This window comes from Gloeothece verrucosa PCC 7822, from assembly GCF_000147335.1.
Lineage (GTDB): Bacteria > Cyanobacteriota > Cyanobacteriia > Cyanobacteriales > Microcystaceae > Gloeothece > Gloeothece verrucosa.
Genome location: NC_014501.1, coordinates 3,380,315 through 3,400,785, shown reverse-complemented (window position 1 = coordinate 3,400,785; position 20,471 = coordinate 3,380,315). Strand labels below are relative to the sequence as shown.

The following is a 20,471-nucleotide window of genomic DNA, read 5'->3' as shown; positions in this document are numbered from 1 at the left end:
TAAACTTAGCGATTCTTTTGCCTCAGACGCTAAGTTGTGTCAAGAGTTCCTCCATTTGCGCTAGAGAGAGTCCGGCTTGGATATAACGAGGATTATTGGGATTATAAGGGCTTAGAAGACGGTCAATGCTGATAATTTCCGCCGTTTCAGGAATCAGAGGAACATCGGCATCGGCAGCCGTAGCACCCATTAAAGAACTGGAAAATCCTTTAAAGATTAAAATTTGGTCTTTTTCCTCAAGAATCTGAATATTGACTAGCAAAATTTCTTGAGGACGTTTAAGGGTGTATTGTTCTAGCCGCTTTTCAAGGGAATTATTCATTGTTCAAGAGCAATACGTCCCTGTTTGGCTAAACGAATAAAAACAAAATAGACAAAGTAAAGTAAATAAACCACTAATCCGAGCAAACCGAAAAAGCCTAACACTTCGGCCTCGGTATTAGGATGAAAAAATTCCCTAAATTGCCAGGGCGCTTCTAGCCAAACTCGACAGAAGGGGGTATCGACGGCTTTTTCATTAAAGGCACAAGAGAGAAAAGGAATCATGGCACTCGCACCTAAAGTAGTGTAAATAGTGATCGCCCAACGCCAAGAGGTGAGAGTGGTTTTTAATTTACTGGGTGGCAAATCTTTAATTTCATCATTTAAATCCACCCAAAACCACAAAGAAATAGGAATCAGAACCCGTGCGGCAAAACCGGTTATATAACTCACTTGCCAACCGGGAATCATCAAATACACAGTAATTAATAATAAACTCGCTACTCGCCAGTAAATAATTAATAATCTAGAAATCGATTCGAGTTTTTCTCTCCAAGACCAGATTAAAAGAATAATTGGCAGGATAAGCGTTAATAATACTGCCAAGCGATAATCAGTCCAAACTAAAGATTTAAACCAAACGTCTTGCATTTTTTTCGGCTAAATTCTTGAAAATTCATAATAAAAGCCTGCTGGAGCAGGCTCGTCTGTTCAGTGACAGATCAAAAAGTTAGAAGTATTAGTCATCATACATACGGCATTCATCCGCATCGGGGTTAGCATCACAGTATTGTTGAAAGTAAGTTTGCTGAGGATGCTTTTGACGCTGATGAGCGGCTTCTGCTTGTACTTCTTCTACTGCATCCCAGGCAGCAGCGCACTCAGCCGAGTTGGCCCCTTCAGTGCTGCATACGGCTCTAGCGTTTTCGCGTTCTTGATCGATTTGTTCTTGAATATTACTCATGTTTCCTCTAATGAATTTAATAATGCCGTGTCACACATTTTATCAATGTTAGTCGGTTTTGACCTTCCCTCGTCAGAACTGGCTCTACATTACACCCTACTTCTAGCTTCTAGACTGGCGTTTAAGTCATGAAATCCTGACAAGGGGAACTAGCGGCTCTAATGACCAAGCGGAGTGCCATGATAGCTGTTGAGCAAGGGAAAAGGTTCACTTCTCGACAAGACTATTTAACCATGCGACAATAGATATAGCTTAGATCAAAAAACCCTTATTGTCTGACTCGAAAATTTACGACAATTCATTCTAGAAAACCGTGCATCAGCAACTAGCTCTGGCTAATCGGTGAGTAAATGAGCCACCAGCAACCCCCAGCCGCGCTATAACTCCCGCATCTGGGATAAAACTCAAGCTACAGAAGATATGACTAAGCCAATGCAGTGGGCCAACGCTTTATCAACACGTCCTTCTTTAGAAGCCGCTATTACTGAAGTTGTGGAGAAGGTTACTCAATCCATAACTAATCCAAATATAGGGATAGTTTTTATTTCTTCAGCTTATGCGAGTGACTATCCTAGGGTACTTCCTCTAATTTTAGATAAACTTCCGCTACCGATTTTAATTGGCTGTGGAGGAGGTGGAATTATTGGGGTCAACTCAGGAGACGTTCTAGAAATAGAAGGTACACCCGCTTTAAGTCTCAGTGTGGCGGCTCTGCCGGGGGTGCAGATGCAGCCGTTTTACCTAGAAGGAGAGAATTTACCCGACTTGGATGCTCCACCTAAAGCTTGGATCGATTTGATCGGCGTTTCACCCGAACAAAATCCTCAATTTATCTTACTGTGCGATCCCTTCACCTCTAAGATTAGTGATCTGCTTGAGGGACTCGATTTTGCTTATCCAGGCGCGATAAAAATTGGTGGGTTAGCTAGTTCTGCCACTATGGGACTTCAACAGGCCTTGTTTTATCATCACTCAAAGGATAACAATACTTCTGTTTATCGAGAGGGAACGGTCGGCTTAGCTTTGTGGGGGGACATTATTCTAGAAACTATTGTCGCTCAAGGCTGTCGCCCGATAGGCTCTCCCTATCGGATTAGTCAATGTGAACGAAATATTATTGTTGAATTAACTGATACAGACGATGAATCAACATCTCGTCCGCCTCTAGCGATTTTACAAGATTTAATTCAAACTTTAAGTGAGCAAGACCGGCTCTTAGCCCAACAATCTCTATTTATCGGTATTGCTCGGGATGAGTTTAAGCTTAAACTCAATCATGGCGATTTTTTAATTCGTAATTTATTAGGTGTCGATCCCAGACAAGGGGCTATTGCTATCGCGGATCGGGTTCGCAATGGTCAACGCATTCAGTTTCACCTACGAGATGCTCAAACTTCGGCCACAGATTTAGAAATTCTTCTACAAGCTTACCAACGCGAAGCCGCTCAGTCTAGTCCGGCAGTAGGGGCCTTAATGTTTTCCTGTTTAGGGCGGGGAGAAGGGCTTTATGGAAAGCCAAATTTTGATTCTAGACTGCTGCGAAACTATCTGCCCAAGATTAGTATTGGCGGGTTTTTCTGCAACGGGGAAATTGGACCGGTAGGCGGCAGAACCTTTTTACATGGCTATACCTCAGCTTTTGCCATTTTTCGCCAACCTTGAGGCCGAATCTGATGAAAACAAGAGCTAATGTTTGGTGGAATTCTTTGCTGTGTTTATGTTTATGTATTAGCCTCTTGGTTTTATTTTCTCTTCCCTTTGATATTTTTCAATCGCCTCGCCATCTGTCGGCCTCCTCTAATACCCCAGAAGTCAGAGGAGTATGGCTAACTAATGTGGCCAGTGGGGTGTTTTTTGCTCCTTGGAGTATTAACCGCGCTATTACCAGTCTATCCCGTCTCAATTTTAATACTCTTTATCCTGTGGTTTGGAATCGGGGTCATACCTTTTACCCTAGTCAAATTGCTCTTAAAGAGACAGGACAATTAGAAGACCCTTTACTGCGGACTCTGCGAGCGGGTTCTGATGTTTTGGCAGAAATTATTGAAGTGGCTCATCGAGAGGGCTTAACCGTTTTACCCTGGTTTGAGTATGGGTTTATTGTGCCGGCTGATTCTGCCTTGGCGAAACGTCATCGCTCTTGGTTAACTCAAAATCAACAGGGACAATATTATCCTAAAAGTTCTAAAACCGATGAAGTGTTACAAGATGATGTTTCTTATCAACAAAAAAATATTTTATCAAAATGGTTATTCCAGAGCTATCAACAACGAGTCAAAAATTTTGTTTGGTTGAATCCTAATCATCCAGAAGTGCAAAAATTTATTAAAGACCTGATTGTCGAAGTGGTGACTAATTATGATGTTGATGGTATTCAGTTAGATGATCATTTTGGCTTACCGGTTGAGTTAGGCTATGATCCGCTAACGATTAAACTTTATCAGAAAGACCATCAAGGCAAAAAGCCGCCCCGGAATTTTCGGGATGGGGAGTGGATGCGCTGGCGAGCCGCTAAGTTGACAAATTTTATGGAAGATTTAGTCAAAACGGTGAGAATAATTCGGCCCGATGTCCGCATTTCTCTGTCTCCTAATTCTCATTATTTTTCTTATCAGAATTATCTACAAGATTGGAAGACTTGGGTAAAACGGGGTTTGGTCGATGAGCTAGTGTTACAAGTTTACCGTAGTAATTTACAGGATTTTCAAGCCCAATTGTCACAAGCGGCGGTGCAGTTCTCTCGCCAACGTATTCCGGTCAGTGTGGGCATTTTAACTGGGACTTGGCGTAGTCCTGTCAGCATCTTAAAAATTGAACAGCAGGTTAAAATTGTCCGCGAGCGTGGTTTTGCTGGTGTATCGTTTTTTTATTGGGAAACCCTATGGGGATATTTTACGCCAGAATCACCCCGTAAACGTCGACAAGTTTTTGAGAAAATTTTTGCTCAACCGGCTTTGCGTCCTGAAGTTGCCGCACTCACGAATTATTAGTTATTAGTCATTAGTCATTAGTTATTAGTTATTAGTCTTTAGTTATTAGCAATTCTCTAAATTATGAGCTATTTAAAATTTGATATTTTTAAACTTTATCGGTTTTTTCATTCGGGTTTTTGTCTCAAGTGGACTGGGGCGACTTTTAGCGGCTTTTTGTTTAGTTTGTTATTCATTGAAATCGGGCAAAGAGGAGAACTGAAAACTGTTGATGCCATGATCGGCGGCACAATTATCGGTTTAACTCAAGGGTTAGTTCTAAGCCAATTTTTTCCTAATACTTGGTTATGGATTTTTGTTAATTTGATGGCTTGGGGCTTATTGGCAGGAAGCCATATAGGGGTGATGGGTTGGGTGGCCCCTAATAGTATGTTTTTAAATGTTCGTTTGATGTACGGTGCAATTTTTGGGGCGATGGTTGGTCTTTGGTTGGGGTTATGGCAATGGATTATTTTACGAAATTATTTTTATCAAGCTTGGCATTGGCTTTGGATCATGTTAATAAGTTGGGGGTTAGGGTTATCTATAGGATGGGGTTTAGGGGGAATATTACGCTCCCTAACGCGGCTTTTTATTGGTGAGGTCATTGGTTTATCAGTTACTTGGCTTATTGTGGGTTTGATAACAGCGTTAGGAATGATTGCATTATCACAAACCAATTTATCTATTGATTAGTTATTAGTTATTAGTCATTAGTCATTAGTTATTAGTTATTAGTCATTAGTTATTAGTTATTAGTTATTAGTCAAACTAAATCCGTTTAGTTTAAATCTGCCAAATAGGTTGTAAATCTAAGTAACTATTAATCGATAAAAATAGAGACGTTAGCAACAACGCCTCTACAAAAATAGGTTTTTTTTAAATTCCGGCATGACCTAACGCTAGTCCTGCCACAAGCATACCCAAAACGAGAAAAGGTTGAGCGCTGGCTTGATATTTGACATCATTTTCCAACGGAGAGCGCAGGAAGTACATATCTTGGAAGGTAATCTGAGGAATCACCAGCAAGAGTAAAATCGTGGCATAGAGGTTTTCATGAATACTGATCAGATATCCAGCAATTCCGGCTTGAAAAACATCGATCATGATTACACAAATCCAAGCCGCCGTGCTTACCCCAAACATAACCGGTAGAGATTTTAATCCCAGTTGGCGGTCACCTTCAACACTTTTAAAGTCATTGACAACGGCAATGCCTAAGCCGGCTAAGCTATAAATCAAGGTCAATATGATAATTGTCAGGTTTAACTCTCCAAATAGAGCATGACCGGCCCACCAAGGTAGCGCAATATAGGAAGCACCTAGGGCATAATTGCCTAACCAGCCATTTTTTTTCAGTTTTAGGGGTGGGGCAGAATAAATATAGGCCAGAAATGAGCCGAATAGGGCTAGACAGGTGATATTGGGGAATTCATGACCGGCCCAAACATCTAAGCCATAAGCTACCCCATACCCAGCAAACAGAAGCACTAAAATTTGAGTGATGACTTGCGGAATGGAAATGGCTCCGGAAGGGATGGGGCGATAGGGTTCGTTGATAGCATCAATGTCGCGGTCATAAAAATCATTGATGGTTTGGGTATAACCGGCTAACAGGGGACCCGATAAAAGCATACAGGCAGCCGCTTTAAGGAGATTTTCTAGGGTCCAGGTATATCCTCCCGAAGAAGCCGCACCACAAACAACGCCCCAGATTAGAGGAATCCAAGTGATGGGTTTCATCAGTTGTAGGCGAATTTTCCAAATCGAGGTTTCTCCTGGAGAGGCTCCTTTCATTCCTAACAGTTGCCGGGTTTTGGAACTGCGATCGCTGTTGGCGGCTGTTGTTGATTCGCTGTTTTCTGACATAGGAGGATTAGACATCGATTATTTCACTGTGTAGTTAACCTATCTAGAAGGAGATAATTAAATAGCCCTCTAGAAATTTTGCTCCTTTTACTGGTTTTCCTCGCAAGGATTCTGGTACATCTATATTACGTCGTTGGTCGCCGGCTTCTATGGTTAGTTCCGGTCCGGATTGGGTTAGTTTAACTTGATTTTTGGCCAATCCTGGTAGAAAGACTCGGACTTGATTGCTGGCGATTTCTATGGTTAGAGGTTTGGGGGCGTTTACCCCTTCTTGGAAATTGGGTAAGGCATTGATCACCGCTTGCCAATCTTCTCCTATGCGGCTGGGAACACTCGTTAAGGATAAGGGGGCAAATTCGGCGGCTAGGGTGTCTGTTAGCTCGCTTTGATTGAGGATGACTCCTGCTACAGTTAAACCTATTTGTTGAGCACTGCCCCAAAGATATTTAGCTTGGGTGACGGCGACTGGATCGTCAGTAGTGACTAAATAGGCTCGAATTCGGTTAGGATTGGCTAAAGCTTTCCTTCCCTGGTCTAAAATATCGTTAGCTTCGTTAGAGGGTTTATTGACTAAATCATCTGCTGTCCAACTGACGTTGAGGATAGCCGAGGTGATGGGTTGAATAAAGGGAGATAGGATTTTCCCGATGTCTGATTCTGTCAATACTTGACGAAAACGGCGTATATACCAACTAAATACTTCTGGGATACCGAAGGTTCTTAAGGTTGCTAAGTCTCCGGAGCCATCATAGATAATGACATCATAGTCACCGGTTTTGTCGTATTCTCGGATGCTATTAAGGGCTAAAGCTTGATCCATCCCCGGCAATACCCCTAACTCTTGACCATAAATGTTTTTTAAGGTGGGGGAGCGCAGGTATTGTGATTCTAAGTCTTTGATTTCGTCCCAACTTCGCTCTAGTAATAGGGTGGTTTGCTGTTGAACCACGCTTAAATTAGCCGCGATTTGAACGGGAGAGGGACTAGGAGATGCTCCCACTAGCATCCCCCAAGAGGGACTAGGGTCTTGTCCGATTAAGAGAACTTTTGACCCGCTACTTGCCATTTTTTTGGCGGCTGCGAGCGCTATGGTAGTGCGACCACTGCCTCCTTTACCTAGAAAGGTTAGAATTAAAGACATTGTAATTTTTTTTCCTCTTTCCTCTCGCCACTTATATCTATATCTATTCTAGGGGTTTGAGTTCGTCTTCAAAAAACCAGGTCGCTGAACGGTCTTCAAATTGAACAAATGCGCCTACACCACTGCCATCAGTCATTTTGAAGGCGGTGATGATTCCAATTTTACCGAGTTTACTGACGACTGCTGGTGATACGCGGTCTCTTAGACGATAGACTTTTACTTTTTGCCCGATTTCCATTCCTGCTTTCGCTTTATAACTATGATCAACGCTTTCCCAGTTTACTACAACTTGGTTCTTTTCCCTTGAGCGGGCAATATTTCCCAGGGCTATTTCATTCTTTTGAAACACTCACAGGCTGAAGCCTGGAGCTATACGAACCAAGCCTGCCTACGCAGGCTAAAAGGATCATAATTCGTCAGATAGCCCGCGCCGGCGGGCTTTGTTCGTGTAGCCCAACCCTTCAGGGTTAGGGTGTTTGAGAGAATGAAATAGCCCTGAATATTTCCCGAGGCGGCAATTTTTTAAAGTCTCATGGGAGCAATTAAGTACAATTGTTCTGCTTGAGGATTTTTTCGCTGGCGACTGGAACTCTTAAAATTTTAAACGAGTCTTTTTCTGAAGATACAGATAGTTTAGGAGCATTTTAAGCTAATCGACATAGACAAAGAGAGTAAATTTAGTCTAAAATATTGCCTTAAACACTGGAAGTCTTTTACTTCTTTGTTATGACAATCACCCTAAAAAACAATTTCAAAACCACCCAGCGATATTTTTCCTTTCAGCGTTATTACGAGTTGCTCTCGGTTTTAGTAGAGCGCAATTTGAAAGGGCGATATAGAGGCTCATTCTTAGGAATTTATTGGTCTATGTTAAATCCTCTGATTATGACGGGGATTTATACTTCGATTTTTGGGACAGTTTTTGCTAAATATTATAATCATTCTACTTTAAATTATGTATTAGCCGCTTTTACGGGGTTGGTTGTCATTAATTTTTTTAGCGCCGCTACTAACCAAGCTTTGCCCAGTGTGGTGTCTAATGGTGGGCTTCTCAATAAGCTGAAGTTGCCTATGAGCGTTTTTCCGGTTTCTCTGGTAATGGCTAATCTTTTTCAATTTTTGTTCGGGGCCTTTCCCATTTTAGCTGTAGTAACGCTGTTTAATTCTAAAAATTTATGGAATGTATTAGCTTTAGGATTTCCTATTGTGGCGTTGATTTTAGTTAGTGCTGGGATTGGTTTTTTGGTCAGCACGCTCTATGTATTTTTCCGAGATTTGCCTTATTTTTACGAAATTGTTTGTTTTGTTTTGTGGATGACCAGTCCGATTTTTTATCCGGCTGAGATTGTCCCGCCATCGGTAAAGCCTTTTATTAGTCTTAATCCCCTACTTCCCATTATCGAAAGTATTCGACAAATTTCGTTATCAGGAGCCTTGCCGGATTTTCATCTGATTGGTCAGGCTTTTCTGAGTGGTATAATTTTTGTAGCTTTAGGGTGGAGTGTTTTTCGGTGGTCGCAACCCCTGTTTATGGATTTGCTGTAAATGACAGAAGTGATTCGACTTGATCAAGTATCTCTATGGCGAAGGACTCAAGAAGAGTTTTCTTATGACCTTAAGAAGACTATTTTCTCGGTTCTAGAGGGCAAATACACTCAACCAGCGAGAAAGTTGGTTTTAAATAATATTAATTTTAGTGTGAATGCCGGTGAGAAGGTGGGGATTATTGGGGCTAATGGTTCTGGTAAGTCTACTTTGTTAAAGGTCATTTGTGGCATTCTTCAACCCACTGAGGGCCAAGCTTGGGTGAGGGGACAAATTGCGCCTTTGATTGAGCTTGGTGCGGGTTTTGAGCCGGATTTGCCGGTGGTGGATAATATTGTTTTGTATGGGGTGATGTTGGGTTTTTCTCGCCAACATATGAGGAGTATTGTTGATTCGATTTTGGATTTTGCTGAGTTGAAAGATTATTTACAGGCTCCGGTGAAGTCTTTGTCTTCGGGTATGGTGGCGAGGTTGGGGTTTGCTATTGCTACTGAGGTGCAGCCGGATATTTTGATTTTAGATGAGGTTCTCTCGGTGGGTGATGAGAGTTTTAAGAATAAGTGTAAGCGTAGAATGCGCCGCTTTTGGGAAGCGAATGTGACGATTTTGGTCGTTTCTCATGATTTGAATTTGATTGAGGATTCTTGTGAGCGGGCAATTTGGCTCGATAAGGGTGTTATTAAGATGAGCGGCAAGGCGGATGAGATAGTGGACTTTTATTTGAGTTCTGTCGCTAGTCAAACTTGATTAATATTAAGTCCAGGTATTTACTGACACCCTGAAGGGTGCAGCTACACGAGCAAAGCCCGCCTGCGCGGGCTAAATTCTTTGTTTTTACGCAAGAGGTCTAATGAAGCCTGCGTAGGCAGGCTTAGTCCGTATAGCCCAACCCTTCAGGGTTAGGGAATTTGAGAGAACGAAATAGCCCTGCCCCGGGAGGGGGGTTGGGGGGATTCTACTTGTAACAAAGATTTAAAGAATTGGTATAAATTCAAGGTGTACCTCATTAATCTGAGAAAGGCTATAGGATTAATTTAATTTTTTGAGCCGCTTTTGTCCTGATGTACTATTTTAGGACTTACGCACCGTAACCAAATCATTAGGGTTTGAGATTGTCCGAGATCCTTCGCTGTCGCTCAGGATGACATAAAATCGTTGTTTTTAATTGGGAGTGCGTAACTCCTATATTTGATGTACTCACCCGCGCACCATTTTTTCACAGCCGCAAATGGCTCAAACTTTATCTAGGGAAGCTTTCAGGCGGCTTGTCACCCCGTCCTTGAGGAAATGGATGAGCAGATAAAAAAGGAAAAAGGAAGCCTTTTAAAACTTCCTTTTTTGATGTTTGTTAAATTTTTTCTGCTACTTAGAAAGTGCTGGAAATTACACTTTCTAAAACCTTTTTCCTACTTTTGAAAGAGATTTGAAAGGCTCTTTCTACTAGGCTAAGGGAGCGGCAACAATGACATCGCCAGCAGCTAGTGTAGCATTACCAATGTTGATCAGTATATCGGTCGTCTGAATACCGATGTTCTGGTCGTTAATTAAAACGTAATTACCACCAACGCTACCAGTTACATTTATCTGAGCAATTCGTATGTTGCCAGCACCTGTAGCTGAAGCAGCAATACCAGTAGCTGCATTACCCAAAGTAGTTGCCGCAAGTTGAGTGTACAAATCAGCGAAACTATTAGCGGTAACGGTAGTACCTGTTACTAAAGTTGCAGTAGTGCCGGCAGCAAACGTCACAGTATTAAAGACATCATTTGCTGTTGTGGATAAAACGATTTTATCAGCTTCATTACCTGCTTTAAAGTCTGTAATGGTATCCACATTATCGGCTCCACTTACTGCTGAAGCGGCGGCACCTTGATAATAGAATCCGTCAGCACCAGCACTACCAGTTAGGGTATCTTGACCCTGTAAGCCTACTATGCTGTCATCGCCGTCTCCACCGATTATACTATCATTACCTAAATTACCGAAAATAATATCAATGCCGGCTCCACCATCAATCGTATCAGCAAGGTCACCGGTTTGGTCTGCGGCCGCAGCCGAAGCCGAAAAACCGCCAAACAGGGTGTCTGCTCCGTCACCACCTGTGATGTTATCACCACCTGCGCCCCCGAAGATGCTATCATCACCTGCGTTACCAAATAAACTATCATCACCCAAATTCCCGTAGATAGTGTCATTGCCGCCTGCACCATCGATCGTATCAGCCGTGTCACCGGTTTGATCTGCACCGGTAGGCGACAAACCTCCAATCAGGCTGTCTGCTCCACTACCACCTGTAATACTATCAGCACCTGCGCCACCGAAAACGAGTTGATTGACACCCGCAGCCGGGTCATTAGGATTTATGGTATCATTGCCTGCGCCACCGTCGATGGTGTCACTACCTGCACCTCCAGTTAAATTATCATTACCCTCATTACCGAAAATGCTGTCATTGCCGTCTCCACCGAGAATACTGTCATCACCTAAATTTCCGTAGATAGTGTCATCGCCGCCTGCACCATCGATCGTATCAGCCGTGTCACCGGCTTGGTCTGCGGTTTCCAAACCTCCAAACAGGCTGTCTGCTCCACTACCACCTGTAATACTATCAGCACCTGCGCCACCGTAAACGAGTTGATTGACACCCGCAGCCGGATCATTAGGATTTATGGTATCATTGCCTGCGCCACCGTTGATGGTGTCACTATCTGTACCTCCAGTTAAATTATCATTACCTTCATTACCGAAGATGCTGTCATTGCCGGCTCCACCGAAAATACTGTCATCACCTAAGTTTCCGTAGATAGTGTCATTGCCGGCTCCACCATCGATCGTATCAGCAATGTCACCGGTTTGGTCTGCACCGGCAGCCGACAAACCTCCAATCAGGGTGTCTGCTCCACTACCACCTAGGATACTATCAGCACCTGCGCCACCGAAAACGAGTTCATTGCCAGCCGCAGCCGCGTCATTAGTATTGATAGTATCGTTGCCTACGCCACCGTCGATACTGTCATTATCTGTACCTCCAGTTAAATTATCATTACCTTCATTACCGAAGATGCTGTCGTTGCCGGCATTACCAAATAGACTGTCATCACCTAAATTGCCGTAGATAGCGTCAGCACCGCCTGCACCATCGATCGTATCAGCAAGGTCATCGGTTTGAGTAGCACCCGTAGCCGACAAACCTCCAATCAGGCTGTCTGCTCCAACACCACCTAAAATACTATCAGCACCTGCACCACCGAGAACGGTATCACCAGCCCCAGCACTAGCGTTTAGACTATCGTTGCCTGTACCACCGTCGAGGTAGTTAGTTCCTGTACCACCAAATAGACTGTCATCACCTAAATTTCCGTAGATAGTGTCAGCACCGGCTCCACCATCGATCGTATCAGCAAGGTCATCGGTTTGAGTAGCACCCGTAGCCGACAAACCTCCAATCAGGCTGTCTGCTCCAGCACCACCTAAAATACTATCAGCACCTGCACCACCGAGAACGGTATCACCAGCCCCAGCACTAGCGTTTAGAATATCGTTGCCTGTACCACCGTCGAGGTAGTTATTCCCTGCATCACCAACTAAAGTATCAACACCATCATTACCGAAGAGACTGTCATTGCCGGCTCCACCAAACAGACTGTCATTACCTGCATTACCGAAGAGACTGTCATTGCCGGCTCCACCATCGATCGTATCAGCCAAGTCACCGGTTTGATCGGTTGTTTGCAATCCTCCGAAAATGGTGTCGTTTCCATCACCACCTAAGAGCGTATCTGAGGCTTCTCCACCCACGAGGGAGTCATCACCATCCCCACCATTGATCGTATCGGCTTCTCTTCCGCCCAATATGGTGTCATTTCCCACATCCCCGACGAGAGTATCAGAACCTAAATTACCGAAGATTACGTCATTGCCGGCTCCACCATTGATCGTATCAGCCGTGTCACCGGTTTGATCAGTGGTTTGCAATCCTCCCACAAGGGTGTCGTTTCCATCACCGCCTAAGAGCGTATCGGTGCCTTCTCCACCCACGATGGAGTCATTGTCTGCCCCACCATCGATTACATCAGCCTCTCTTCCACCGAAGATGGTGTCATTTCCGGCATCCCCAAGGATACTATCAGAACCTAAATTTCCGAAGATTTGGTCATTGCCGGCTCCACCACTAATCGTATCAGCCGTGTCACCGCTTTGGTCTCCTGATTGCAAACCTCCGAAAATGGTGTCGTTTCCATCACCGCCTGTGATCGTATCGGTGCCTTCTCCACCCACGAGGGAGTCATCGCCATCTCCACCGATGATGATATCATTATCTCTTCCGCCGAGGAGCGTATCAGCACCTGTGCCTGTAGAGGTAGCATTGTCGCCACCCACAAGACTATCAGCACCTAAATTACCGAAGATTACGTCATCGCCGGTTCCACCACTAATCGTATCAGCCGTATCACCGCTTTGGTCGCCGCTTTGCACACCTCCCACAAGGGTGTCGTTTTCAGTACCTCCGTTGATCGTATCGGAGCCTTCTCCACCCACGACAGAGTCATTTTCTGACCCACCACTTAAGACATCATTATCTTTTCCACCAAAGATCGTGTCAGATCCGGCATCCCCAGTGATGGTATCATTGCCTAAATTTCCGAAGATTACGTCATTTCCGTCCAGACCCGTTAAACTATCTGCGGTATCACCGGTTTGATCGCTGGTTTGTAATCCTCCCAAAATGGTGTCGTTTCCTTCACCACCTGTGATCGTATCGGTGCCTTCTCCACCTACCAGGGAGTCAGCATCTGACCCACCATCTATAAAATCATTATCTCTTCCGCCGAAGATGGTGTCACTTCCTATATCTCCGAGGATAGTATCATTGCCTAAATTTCCGTAGATTACGTCATTACCGCCGCCCCCGTTGAGGGAATCAGCCGTATCACCAGTTTGATCGCTGGTTTGCAAACCTCCCAAAATGGTGTCGTTTCCTTCATCCCCTGAGATCGTATCGCCGGCTTCTCCACCTACTAGGGAGTCATTGCCTCCGGCACCACTAATAGTATCAGCGTCTTGTCCACCGAAAACTGAGTCATTTCCTGTGCCGCCAAGGAGAGTATCAGCACCTAAATTTCCGAAGATTTGGTCATTACCGGTGCCACCGTCAATAGAATCAGCCCCATCACCGCTTTGAGAAACGCCGCTTTGCAATCCTCCAAAAAGAAAATCATCTCCTCCACTGCCTACGATCGTATCAGTGCCTTCACTTCCATAGATCGTATCGCTGAAGTTACCGCCGATGAGAGTATCATTACCTTGTCCACCATAGGCTTCAATTGTAGTGGGAAAACCTCCAGCAGTGGAGACGAGGTCATCTCCTTGGTTAGCAAAGATGGTTTGAACCCCGGTAACCGCCCCACCTAGGGCCTGTATTGTATCGTTTCCCCCATTCCCATTAATTGTTCCGTCAATGCCTACACCAAACGACAGTAGGTCAGCATCACTCGTTCCGTCGAGAACACCGCCGTCAGTAGTTAACGTTAAAACAGCCATCGTTCACTCCTACGAAAAATTTAATTAAATTCAGAGTTAATCATAGCATAACTCTTAAGAAAGAAAGCTACCAACTGCCTGTCATAAAAACTATATATTTCTTAATTTTCCTTTATTTAAACATTGAATCATCAGGAACTTTTAGCCACTTTGCTCATCAATTCTATATGCTGAGAAAGTAATTGCTGAAGAGAGTATTTCTCAACAATTGTTTGACGAGCTTGAAGCCGTATATCCGCCATGCGAGTAGGATGCTTGATAACTTCTTCTACTCGTTCGGCGATTTCTTTAGGTGAAAAGAAATCAACTAATAAGCCATTTACACCATCTTGGATTACTTCTTTTACTGGGGGAGTATCTGACCCAATAATCAAGCAACCTGTGGACATGGCTTCTAACATTGACCATGATAAAACAAAGGGACGAGTCAAATAAATATGGGCAGTAGAAGCTTGAATGACTTTTAAATATTGCCCATAAGGTAAAGAGCCAACAAAATGAACTCTTGAGAGATCAAGCGGCACTTTTTCTAACATATATTGTTTGTAGGTTTTTCCATCCGGTAAAGACTTTCCATAAGCCACCCGATCTGAACCTACAATAACCACATGACAATTAGGAAGACGTTCTTGGATATAAGCCAGAGATTCAATCATTTGGGGAAAACCCCGATAAGGCTCCATTCCCCGAGCCACATAGGTTACAATCTCATCAACATGAGAGAGATCTAACTGCGGCAAGATTAATTTAGCTCCTGGATTGGGCTTAAAATATTCAACGTCAATCCCATCATGGACGACACTAATTTTAGGATGAAATGTATGAGGAAATTGAGAACGCTGCCAGTGAGTAGGAGAGACACCGTGATCGCAATGAACCAAATCCATTAAGATAGCGGCATTCTTGGTGCGAATCCTTAAATAATCATCCACTGATAGAGGATCACTCGGATCAAAATCGGCATCTGCCCCATAGGCATTATAATACCATTCAAAATAACACATCAAGGGAGTATGTGGAAAAATATCTTTCATATATAACGTCCCTCCCCAACCTGAGTGACCATAAATAATATCGGGGATAAAACCTTGTTTTTTTAACTGTTCTGCGGTGCGAAAAGCCGCTTGTCCCTGTAACACGGCCTCTTCAGAATTTCTTAAATAATGATGAGTTTCTCGGTTAGGCTGACGATGCGGCGCGTACATAGCACGGGTAACTCCGGGGATTTTCCATTCAGGATTTTCATTTTTAGTGGCGAAAATCACTTGATTTTGAGAATTACTGCCAAATGCTCTAGCTAAATGACGAAACTGAGCAGGAAAATTGGGATGGATAAATAAAACTCGCATTACTTGACCGTGAAGATAAATAAGGCTATTCTTAAAACTACATTTTAGATTATCTTATAACCTTACACTGCCCCACCCCTTTTTTGTTCCCTGTTTTGAGTTCCTTGCCCACCCAAGTTCAATTAAAAATTGTAATTAGTGACCTTAAAACCTTGACAACGGGAACAATTTTGATCTACAGCACTCATGGAAATTACTGGGGGAATAAATCTATGAGAACGTGGCTCAAACCACAAACAGGGATTAGGAAGTTCCTCTGCCTTTTAAACCAGGAGCTAATCTTGCTAACTCAGTCGTCAAGTCTTTATGGAATTTTCTATGTCAAGTTTTCAACAGCCGATTTTGATCATTACTGGAATGCATCGTTCAGGAACTTCCTTGACAGCCTCTCTATTGCAAAGTGCAGGACTAGATATTGGGAATATCTTAACTGAAGTAGCTCAAGGAAATATCAAAGGGCATTTTGAAAGTCAAGCTTTTTTGAAATATCATCAAACGGTTCTTGAAAGTGTGGGAATAACTCCCGACGGTTGGACAACTCAAAAGAATATTTATCCCCCTGAATATTATGTAGAAAAAGCCAAAGAATTAGTAGCAACTCAAGCCTCAGCCATCAGTCCTTGGGGATGGAAAGACCCTAGAACCACCCTATTTTTAAACTTCTGGTGCGAGCTTTTACCAGCCGCCAAATTTTTGTTCCTCTATCGTTCACCTTGGGAAGTGGTTGATTCTCTATATCGAAGAGGTTCAAGTAACGATAAAATTTTTCATCATAATCCAGAATTAGCCCTAAAAGTCTGGATGAACTATAATCAACAAATTTTAGAATTTATCCAAAAAAATCCCGAAAAAAGTTTACTAATCCATATTGATAAAGTCACGGAAAATCCCGAAGAATTAACAGCTAAAATCGTAAAAGACTGGGAAATGCCGCTCAACAGTCCAGACTGCACTATATATGAGAGTTCATTATTAAAAAGACAATCCTCCACTTCTGAGCGCCCAATTTTAATTAAACGCTTTTTCCCTGAAGTCTTTGATTTATACGGAAAATTAAATTTTGCCTCAGAATTCAAAGATGAAGTCATAGAGGAATTAGAATCGAAAAATTTATCCACAGCTTGGATTTTACAAGATTGGCTCAATTCACGGTTATTAACTAATGAATTAAAAATCGCTACAAAGCAAATAGACACCTATCAAAACGAGTTAGAGTATGTTCACGATGAGTTGCAGGTCGCTCATAAAGAATTACACCATGTGCATGATGAGTTACAAGTCGCTCATAAAGAATTACACCAGGTGCATGATGAGTTACAGCAGGCACATAGCGAATTACAGCACGCTCATAGCGAATTACAGCACGCTCATAGCGAATTACAGCACACCCATAGTGAATTAGACAACGTTAGACATGAGTGGTTACAAACACAATCTCAACTAGAACATTGTCAAAACCATCAGCGACAAACTCAACAAGACTTAGAATCTACCCAAGAGCAGTTGCGTCAGACTCAATTAGCTTTAGAATCCTCCCAAGGGCAATTACGAGGAACTCAAGGAGAACTAGAAACTTGCCAACGACAGTTGCGTCAGACTCAAGAAGAACTAGAAACCTCTCAGATAAACCTAAAAGAAGCCTATGAACAATGGGAACACACGCAAAATCAGTTAGAACAAGCCTTAGAAAAATGGGAAAACGCCCACACCATCATTCAAGCGATGGAAACCAGTAAATTTTGGAAAATGCGTCAATTGTGGTTTAAAATAAAACCATTTTCACCGACAAAAGCTTAACGGAGGAATTAATAGAGGAAATCGCTCATGATGATTGTTGACAGAAAAACTAACTTATTTACCAAAAGCCAACAGTTAAATAACTATCAAAATCGACTACTAAAAATTCAACATCAACTCGAACAAGAACATTTTATTCAAAATCAAGCAGACAACTCAGCTATAAACTCCCATACTCTGATTGAAAAGCTAAAACTATTGACACCCAAACGAGTGTTAAAAATTTGTTATTGGCTGATCACGCTACAATTCAAGCAAAGACTGCAAAGGCGAAAGACAGCACTCCTAATCATAGAAAGCGGCTTATTTCAGACCGGCTACTATTGGCAACAAAACCCAGAAGTAGAAAAAGCAGGGATTGATCCTTTAGGTCATTACTTAGATTATGGCGCGGCACAAGGACGCAAACCGAACCCATTATTTGATACTGCCTATTATTTACAGCAAAATCCCGAGGTTGCTCAGTCGGGCGTTAATCCTTTAGCTCATTACTATCAAAATGGGGCACGAGAGGGACGTAAACCGAACCCATTATTTGATACTAGCTATTATTTAGAGCAAAACCCCGATGTCGCCGAGTCGGGGCTGAATCCTTTAGTGCATTATCTTCAAGAAGGAGGCTATCAGGGACGCAAACCGAATCCATTATTTAATAGCGGCTATTATTTACAGCAAAATCCCGAGGTAGCGCAGTCAGGCGTTAATCCCTTGGTTCATTACTTAGAATGCGGGGCACAAGAAGGACGCAAACCGAACCCATTATTTGATAGCGGCTATTATTTACAGCAAAATCCCGAGGTAGCGCACTCGGGCCTTAATCCCTTAGCTCATTACTTAGAATGCGGGGCACGAGAGGGACGCAAACCGAACTCATTATTTGATAGTGCCTATTATTTAGCGCAAAATCCCGAGGTAGCGCAGTCGGGCCTTAATCCCTTAGCTCATTACTTAGAATGCGGGGCACGAGAGGGACGCAAACCGAATCCATTCTTTGATGGTGATTATTATTTAGAACAAAATCCCGATGTCGCTGAATGGGGAGATAACCCACTAGCTCATTACATAGACTATGGTGCTTATCAAGGGCGTTTAGCTTGGTCATTACCAAACGTAATGAGGATCATACAAGAAGAAAGCTCTGTCTTATCTCAAACTCAGAAACTAATTAATCAAACCCCAAATAGAGCCTTAATTTTTTCTAGCTATCGTTCTCATCCTAAAGTCGGAATTTATTGCAGTTCCATCGGTAATTATTTTATGGCAGAGATGGCTGACTTACTAGCAGCCGCCTTTGAAAAAATCGGACTAGAGGCGATTCGGCTCTCAGAATTCGATGTCTTTCGCAAGGAACTAGACTATGAAATTTTGATGGCTCCACAGGAATTTTTCTATTTAGGAGAAGGTCAAGCCTTAGCCAGACATAAATCTTGGTTATCAAAATTAGCCATTATTAATGTAGATCAGCCTCACTCGACATTTTTTTCCAAGAGTTTTCACTTTTTAAGACAGGCTCGGTTGATTCTGGATATTAATTTTAAATCGGCTGAATTTTTGGATCGTCTGGGATTTCCGGCTTATTTTTTACCGTTAGGATACTTAAGGAATTATGCCCCTTTTGAATTTTGTCAGACTAAACCCGACTTATTAATCCTAAAAAGTATCTCGGAAAAACACTGGAATCAAGTCTCAACTATTCATGATTTTAAAAACCGACCCATAGATATATTTTTTATTGGCACCTTGAGTGAAAAGCGAGAACTCTTTTTTGCTAACAGTGCTAAATGGCTAAGTCAGTATCGATGTTTTTTACATATTCCTCCCCTTGATGGAACCTTTATACAAGGACAAGGAAATGCCTTAACCACAGAAGCGGCTATGGGTTTAAGTCAGCGAAGTAAAATTCTTCTGAATATACATCGAGATGAATTACCTTATTTTGAGTGGCATAGATTAGTCCTTCAGGGTTTATGGCAAAAAACTTTAGTGCTAACAGAACCGTCTAATCCCATACCCGGCATCGTTCCCGGCGAACATTATCTCGAATGTGAGGCTAAAGCTATGCCTGAGATGATTGAATGGCTTTTAAAAACCGAAGAAGGTCAAGCACTGGCACAAAAAGTTAGGTTAGCTGGATATAATGTTTTGGCTGATTTATTTAATCTGGAAAAAATAGCCCTAAACATTATACAAATCTTGAAGGAAAAGACGAAAAATTAATCAGAAATTAATCATGCTCAAAATACAACCTTTTATAAAGATTTTTGAAAAAACCAGTGACTTAACGGCTAAAGTAACTGTCTGTATTAGCCTTTATAACTATGAAAACTATATTGTAGAAACTCTCGAGTCTGTAGCGGGCCAAACCCTAGAACTAATCGATTTAATAGTGGTAGATGATTGTTCGAAAGACCGTTCCCTAACAGTAACTTTATCTTGGCTAGAAAAAAACAATCAAAGGTTTAACAACGTCCAATTAATTAAGCATAAAAATAACCAGGGATTAGCTTATTCACGAAATACAGCCATAGGATTAGCGAAAACTCCCTACGTTTTTATTCTGGATGCTGATAATTTACTCTATCCGCGCTGTCTCATTCAATGTGTAGAGGCACTAGAATCATCTCAGGCAGCATTTGCCTATCCAATTATTGAAAAATTTGGTGCTGTTCAAGAAATTATGGGCAATCAAATTTGGGATCAGGATAAACTAGCTCATGGAAACTATATAGACGCAATGGCACTCATTGACAAAACATCCCTTGAGGCAGTAAGCGGCTATTCACACATTCAGTATGGCTGGGAAGATTACGACTTATGGTGTAAATTTTCCGAAAAAAATTTTTATGGAGTTCTTGTACCAGAAATTCTTGTGCGCTATCGTGTGCATCCTGAGTCGATGACCAAAACTATCACACAACAAAAACTAACATTAATTTTTCAAGAGTTAAAACAACGGCATCCTTGGCTAAAATTTGTCTAAGTTTTTTAATTTAAGTTTTTAATTTAAGTGTGCTTGTTAGGAGTGTTTTAAATGC

16 protein-coding genes are annotated in these 20,471 nt (G+C 42.4%); 8 read left to right on the top strand and 8 right to left on the bottom strand.

Features of this window, described 5'->3' with window-relative positions; all coding sequences use genetic code 11:
• Nucleotides 1-22: 22 nt before the first annotated feature.
• The 3 genes from CYAN7822_RS14950 to CYAN7822_RS14940 all read right to left on the bottom strand — a co-directional run bounded on the left by CYAN7822_RS14950 (nucleotide 23) and on the right by CYAN7822_RS14940 (nucleotide 1,225).
• Complete coding sequence (locus CYAN7822_RS14950) at nucleotides 23-322, bottom strand: DUF7734 family protein (RefSeq protein ID WP_013323108.1); 300 nt, start codon at nucleotides 320-322, stop codon at nucleotides 23-25.
• Nucleotides 319-912, bottom strand: coding sequence for a DUF3177 family protein (locus CYAN7822_RS14945; RefSeq protein ID WP_013323107.1), 594 nt, complete (start codon nucleotides 910-912; stop codon nucleotides 319-321). Before CYAN7822_RS14945 ends, CYAN7822_RS14950 begins: the two co-directional genes overlap by 4 nt.
• 88 nt (nucleotides 913-1,000) lie before the next feature.
• Nucleotides 1,001-1,225 (bottom strand): Calvin cycle protein CP12, encoded by a 225-nt coding sequence (locus CYAN7822_RS14940; RefSeq protein WP_013323106.1) that lies wholly within the window; start codon nucleotides 1,223-1,225, stop codon nucleotides 1,001-1,003.
• Nucleotides 1,226-1,645: 420 nt separating this feature from the next.
• On the opposite strand from CYAN7822_RS14940, the gene CYAN7822_RS14935 reads away from it, so the two are divergent.
• The 3 genes from CYAN7822_RS14935 to CYAN7822_RS14925 all read left to right on the top strand — a co-directional run bounded on the left by CYAN7822_RS14935 (nucleotide 1,646) and on the right by CYAN7822_RS14925 (nucleotide 4,890).
• The gene (locus tag CYAN7822_RS14935; RefSeq protein ID WP_041933256.1) at nucleotides 1,646-2,887 is read left to right on the top strand and encodes an FIST signal transduction protein; all 1,242 of its coding nucleotides are present in this window, start codon (nucleotides 1,646-1,648) and stop codon (nucleotides 2,885-2,887) included.
• An 11-nt stretch (nucleotides 2,888-2,898) separates the two neighbouring features.
• Entirely contained in the window at nucleotides 2,899-4,215 is a 1,317-nt protein-coding gene (locus CYAN7822_RS14930; RefSeq protein WP_013323104.1) for a glycoside hydrolase family 10-like protein, read from the top strand.
• 63 nt (nucleotides 4,216-4,278) lie between these two features.
• Nucleotides 4,279-4,890: a hypothetical protein gene (locus CYAN7822_RS14925; protein ID WP_013323103.1), complete on the top strand. Its 612-nt coding sequence runs from the start codon at nucleotides 4,279-4,281 to the stop codon at nucleotides 4,888-4,890.
• A gap of 183 nt (nucleotides 4,891-5,073) precedes the next feature.
• Here CYAN7822_RS14925 and chlG read toward each other — a convergent pair whose 3' ends face one another.
• From chlG to petP, 3 genes are read right to left on the bottom strand one after another with little or no spacing between them, the layout of a single operon-like run.
• Nucleotides 5,074-6,078, bottom strand: coding sequence for a chlorophyll synthase ChlG (gene chlG / locus CYAN7822_RS14920; protein WP_013323102.1), 1,005 nt, complete (start codon nucleotides 6,076-6,078; stop codon nucleotides 5,074-5,076).
• A 28-nt stretch (nucleotides 6,079-6,106) separates the two neighbouring features.
• Entirely contained in the window at nucleotides 6,107-7,204 is a 1,098-nt protein-coding gene (locus CYAN7822_RS14915) for a Get3/ArsA fold putative tail anchor-mediating ATPase NosAFP (RefSeq protein WP_013323101.1), read from the bottom strand.
• 43 nt (nucleotides 7,205-7,247) lie between these two features.
• Nucleotides 7,248-7,442: a cytochrome b6f subunit PetP gene (petP, locus tag CYAN7822_RS14910; RefSeq protein ID WP_041933761.1), complete on the bottom strand. Its 195-nt coding sequence runs from the start codon at nucleotides 7,440-7,442 to the stop codon at nucleotides 7,248-7,250.
• Nucleotides 7,443-7,930: 488 nt separating this feature from the next.
• On the opposite strand from petP, the gene CYAN7822_RS14905 reads away from it, so the two are divergent.
• The gene (locus CYAN7822_RS14905) at nucleotides 7,931-8,749 is read left to right on the top strand and encodes an ABC transporter permease (RefSeq protein WP_013323099.1); all 819 of its coding nucleotides are present in this window, start codon (nucleotides 7,931-7,933) and stop codon (nucleotides 8,747-8,749) included.
• Nucleotides 8,750-9,496 (top strand): ABC transporter ATP-binding protein, encoded by a 747-nt coding sequence (locus tag CYAN7822_RS14900; protein WP_013323098.1) that lies wholly within the window; start codon nucleotides 8,750-8,752, stop codon nucleotides 9,494-9,496.
• Nucleotides 9,497-10,189: 693 nt separating this feature from the next.
• Here CYAN7822_RS14900 and CYAN7822_RS14895 read toward each other — a convergent pair.
• Complete coding sequence (locus CYAN7822_RS14895; RefSeq protein ID WP_013323097.1) at nucleotides 10,190-14,290, bottom strand: beta strand repeat-containing protein; 4,101 nt, start codon at nucleotides 14,288-14,290, stop codon at nucleotides 10,190-10,192.
• Between the two features lie 131 nt (nucleotides 14,291-14,421).
• A complete protein-coding gene (locus CYAN7822_RS14890; protein ID WP_013323096.1) occupies nucleotides 14,422-15,639 on the bottom strand; it encodes a glycosyltransferase family 4 protein in 1,218 nt (405 codons plus the stop codon).
• Between the two features lie 318 nt (nucleotides 15,640-15,957).
• Here CYAN7822_RS14890 and CYAN7822_RS14885 point away from each other — a divergent pair, with 318 nt between their 5' ends.
• Genes CYAN7822_RS14885 through CYAN7822_RS14875 form a run of 3 tightly spaced genes read left to right on the top strand, consistent with a single transcriptional unit; the run spans nucleotide 15,958 to nucleotide 20,416 of the window.
• A complete protein-coding gene (locus CYAN7822_RS14885; protein ID WP_013323095.1) occupies nucleotides 15,958-17,436 on the top strand; it encodes a sulfotransferase in 1,479 nt (492 codons plus the stop codon).
• 27 nt (nucleotides 17,437-17,463) lie between these two features.
• Entirely contained in the window at nucleotides 17,464-19,653 is a 2,190-nt protein-coding gene (locus CYAN7822_RS14880) for a hypothetical protein (protein ID WP_013323094.1), read from the top strand.
• A gap of 13 nt (nucleotides 19,654-19,666) precedes the next feature.
• Complete coding sequence (locus tag CYAN7822_RS14875; RefSeq protein WP_013323093.1) at nucleotides 19,667-20,416, top strand: glycosyltransferase family 2 protein; 750 nt, start codon at nucleotides 19,667-19,669, stop codon at nucleotides 20,414-20,416.
• The last annotated feature ends 55 nt before the right edge of the window (nucleotides 20,417-20,471 follow it).

Excerpts from the sequence above, each read along its gene's own strand:
- CYAN7822_RS14950 (WP_013323108.1), bottom strand. The coding sequence starts at position 322 with ATGAATAATTCCCTTGAAAAGCGGCTAGAACAATACACCCTTAAACGT.
- CYAN7822_RS14945 (WP_013323107.1), bottom strand. The coding sequence starts at position 912 with ATGCAAGACGTTTGGTTTAAATCTTTAGTTTGGACTGATTATCGCTTG.
- CYAN7822_RS14940 (WP_013323106.1), bottom strand. The coding sequence starts at position 1,225 with ATGAGTAATATTCAAGAACAAATCGATCAAGAACGCGAAAACGCTAGA.
- CYAN7822_RS14935 (WP_041933256.1), top strand. The coding sequence starts at position 1,646 with ATGACTAAGCCAATGCAGTGGGCCAACGCTTTATCAACACGTCCTTCT.
- CYAN7822_RS14930 (WP_013323104.1), top strand. The coding sequence starts at position 2,899 with ATGAAAACAAGAGCTAATGTTTGGTGGAATTCTTTGCTGTGTTTATGT.
- CYAN7822_RS14925 (WP_013323103.1), top strand. The coding sequence starts at position 4,279 with ATGAGCTATTTAAAATTTGATATTTTTAAACTTTATCGGTTTTTTCAT.
- chlG (WP_013323102.1), bottom strand. The coding sequence starts at position 6,078 with ATGTCTAATCCTCCTATGTCAGAAAACAGCGAATCAACAACAGCCGCC.
- CYAN7822_RS14915 (WP_013323101.1), bottom strand. The coding sequence starts at position 7,204 with ATGTCTTTAATTCTAACCTTTCTAGGTAAAGGAGGCAGTGGTCGCACT.
- petP (WP_041933761.1), bottom strand. The coding sequence starts at position 7,442 with ATGGAAATCGGGCAAAAAGTAAAAGTCTATCGTCTAAGAGACCGCGTA.
- CYAN7822_RS14905 (WP_013323099.1), top strand. The coding sequence starts at position 7,931 with ATGACAATCACCCTAAAAAACAATTTCAAAACCACCCAGCGATATTTT.
- CYAN7822_RS14900 (WP_013323098.1), top strand. The coding sequence starts at position 8,750 with ATGACAGAAGTGATTCGACTTGATCAAGTATCTCTATGGCGAAGGACT.
- CYAN7822_RS14895 (WP_013323097.1), bottom strand. The coding sequence starts at position 14,290 with ATGGCTGTTTTAACGTTAACTACTGACGGCGGTGTTCTCGACGGAACG.
- CYAN7822_RS14890 (WP_013323096.1), bottom strand. The coding sequence starts at position 15,639 with ATGCGAGTTTTATTTATCCATCCCAATTTTCCTGCTCAGTTTCGTCAT.
- CYAN7822_RS14885 (WP_013323095.1), top strand. The coding sequence starts at position 15,958 with ATGTCAAGTTTTCAACAGCCGATTTTGATCATTACTGGAATGCATCGT.
- CYAN7822_RS14880 (WP_013323094.1), top strand. The coding sequence starts at position 17,464 with ATGATGATTGTTGACAGAAAAACTAACTTATTTACCAAAAGCCAACAG.
- CYAN7822_RS14875 (WP_013323093.1), top strand. The coding sequence starts at position 19,667 with ATGCTCAAAATACAACCTTTTATAAAGATTTTTGAAAAAACCAGTGAC.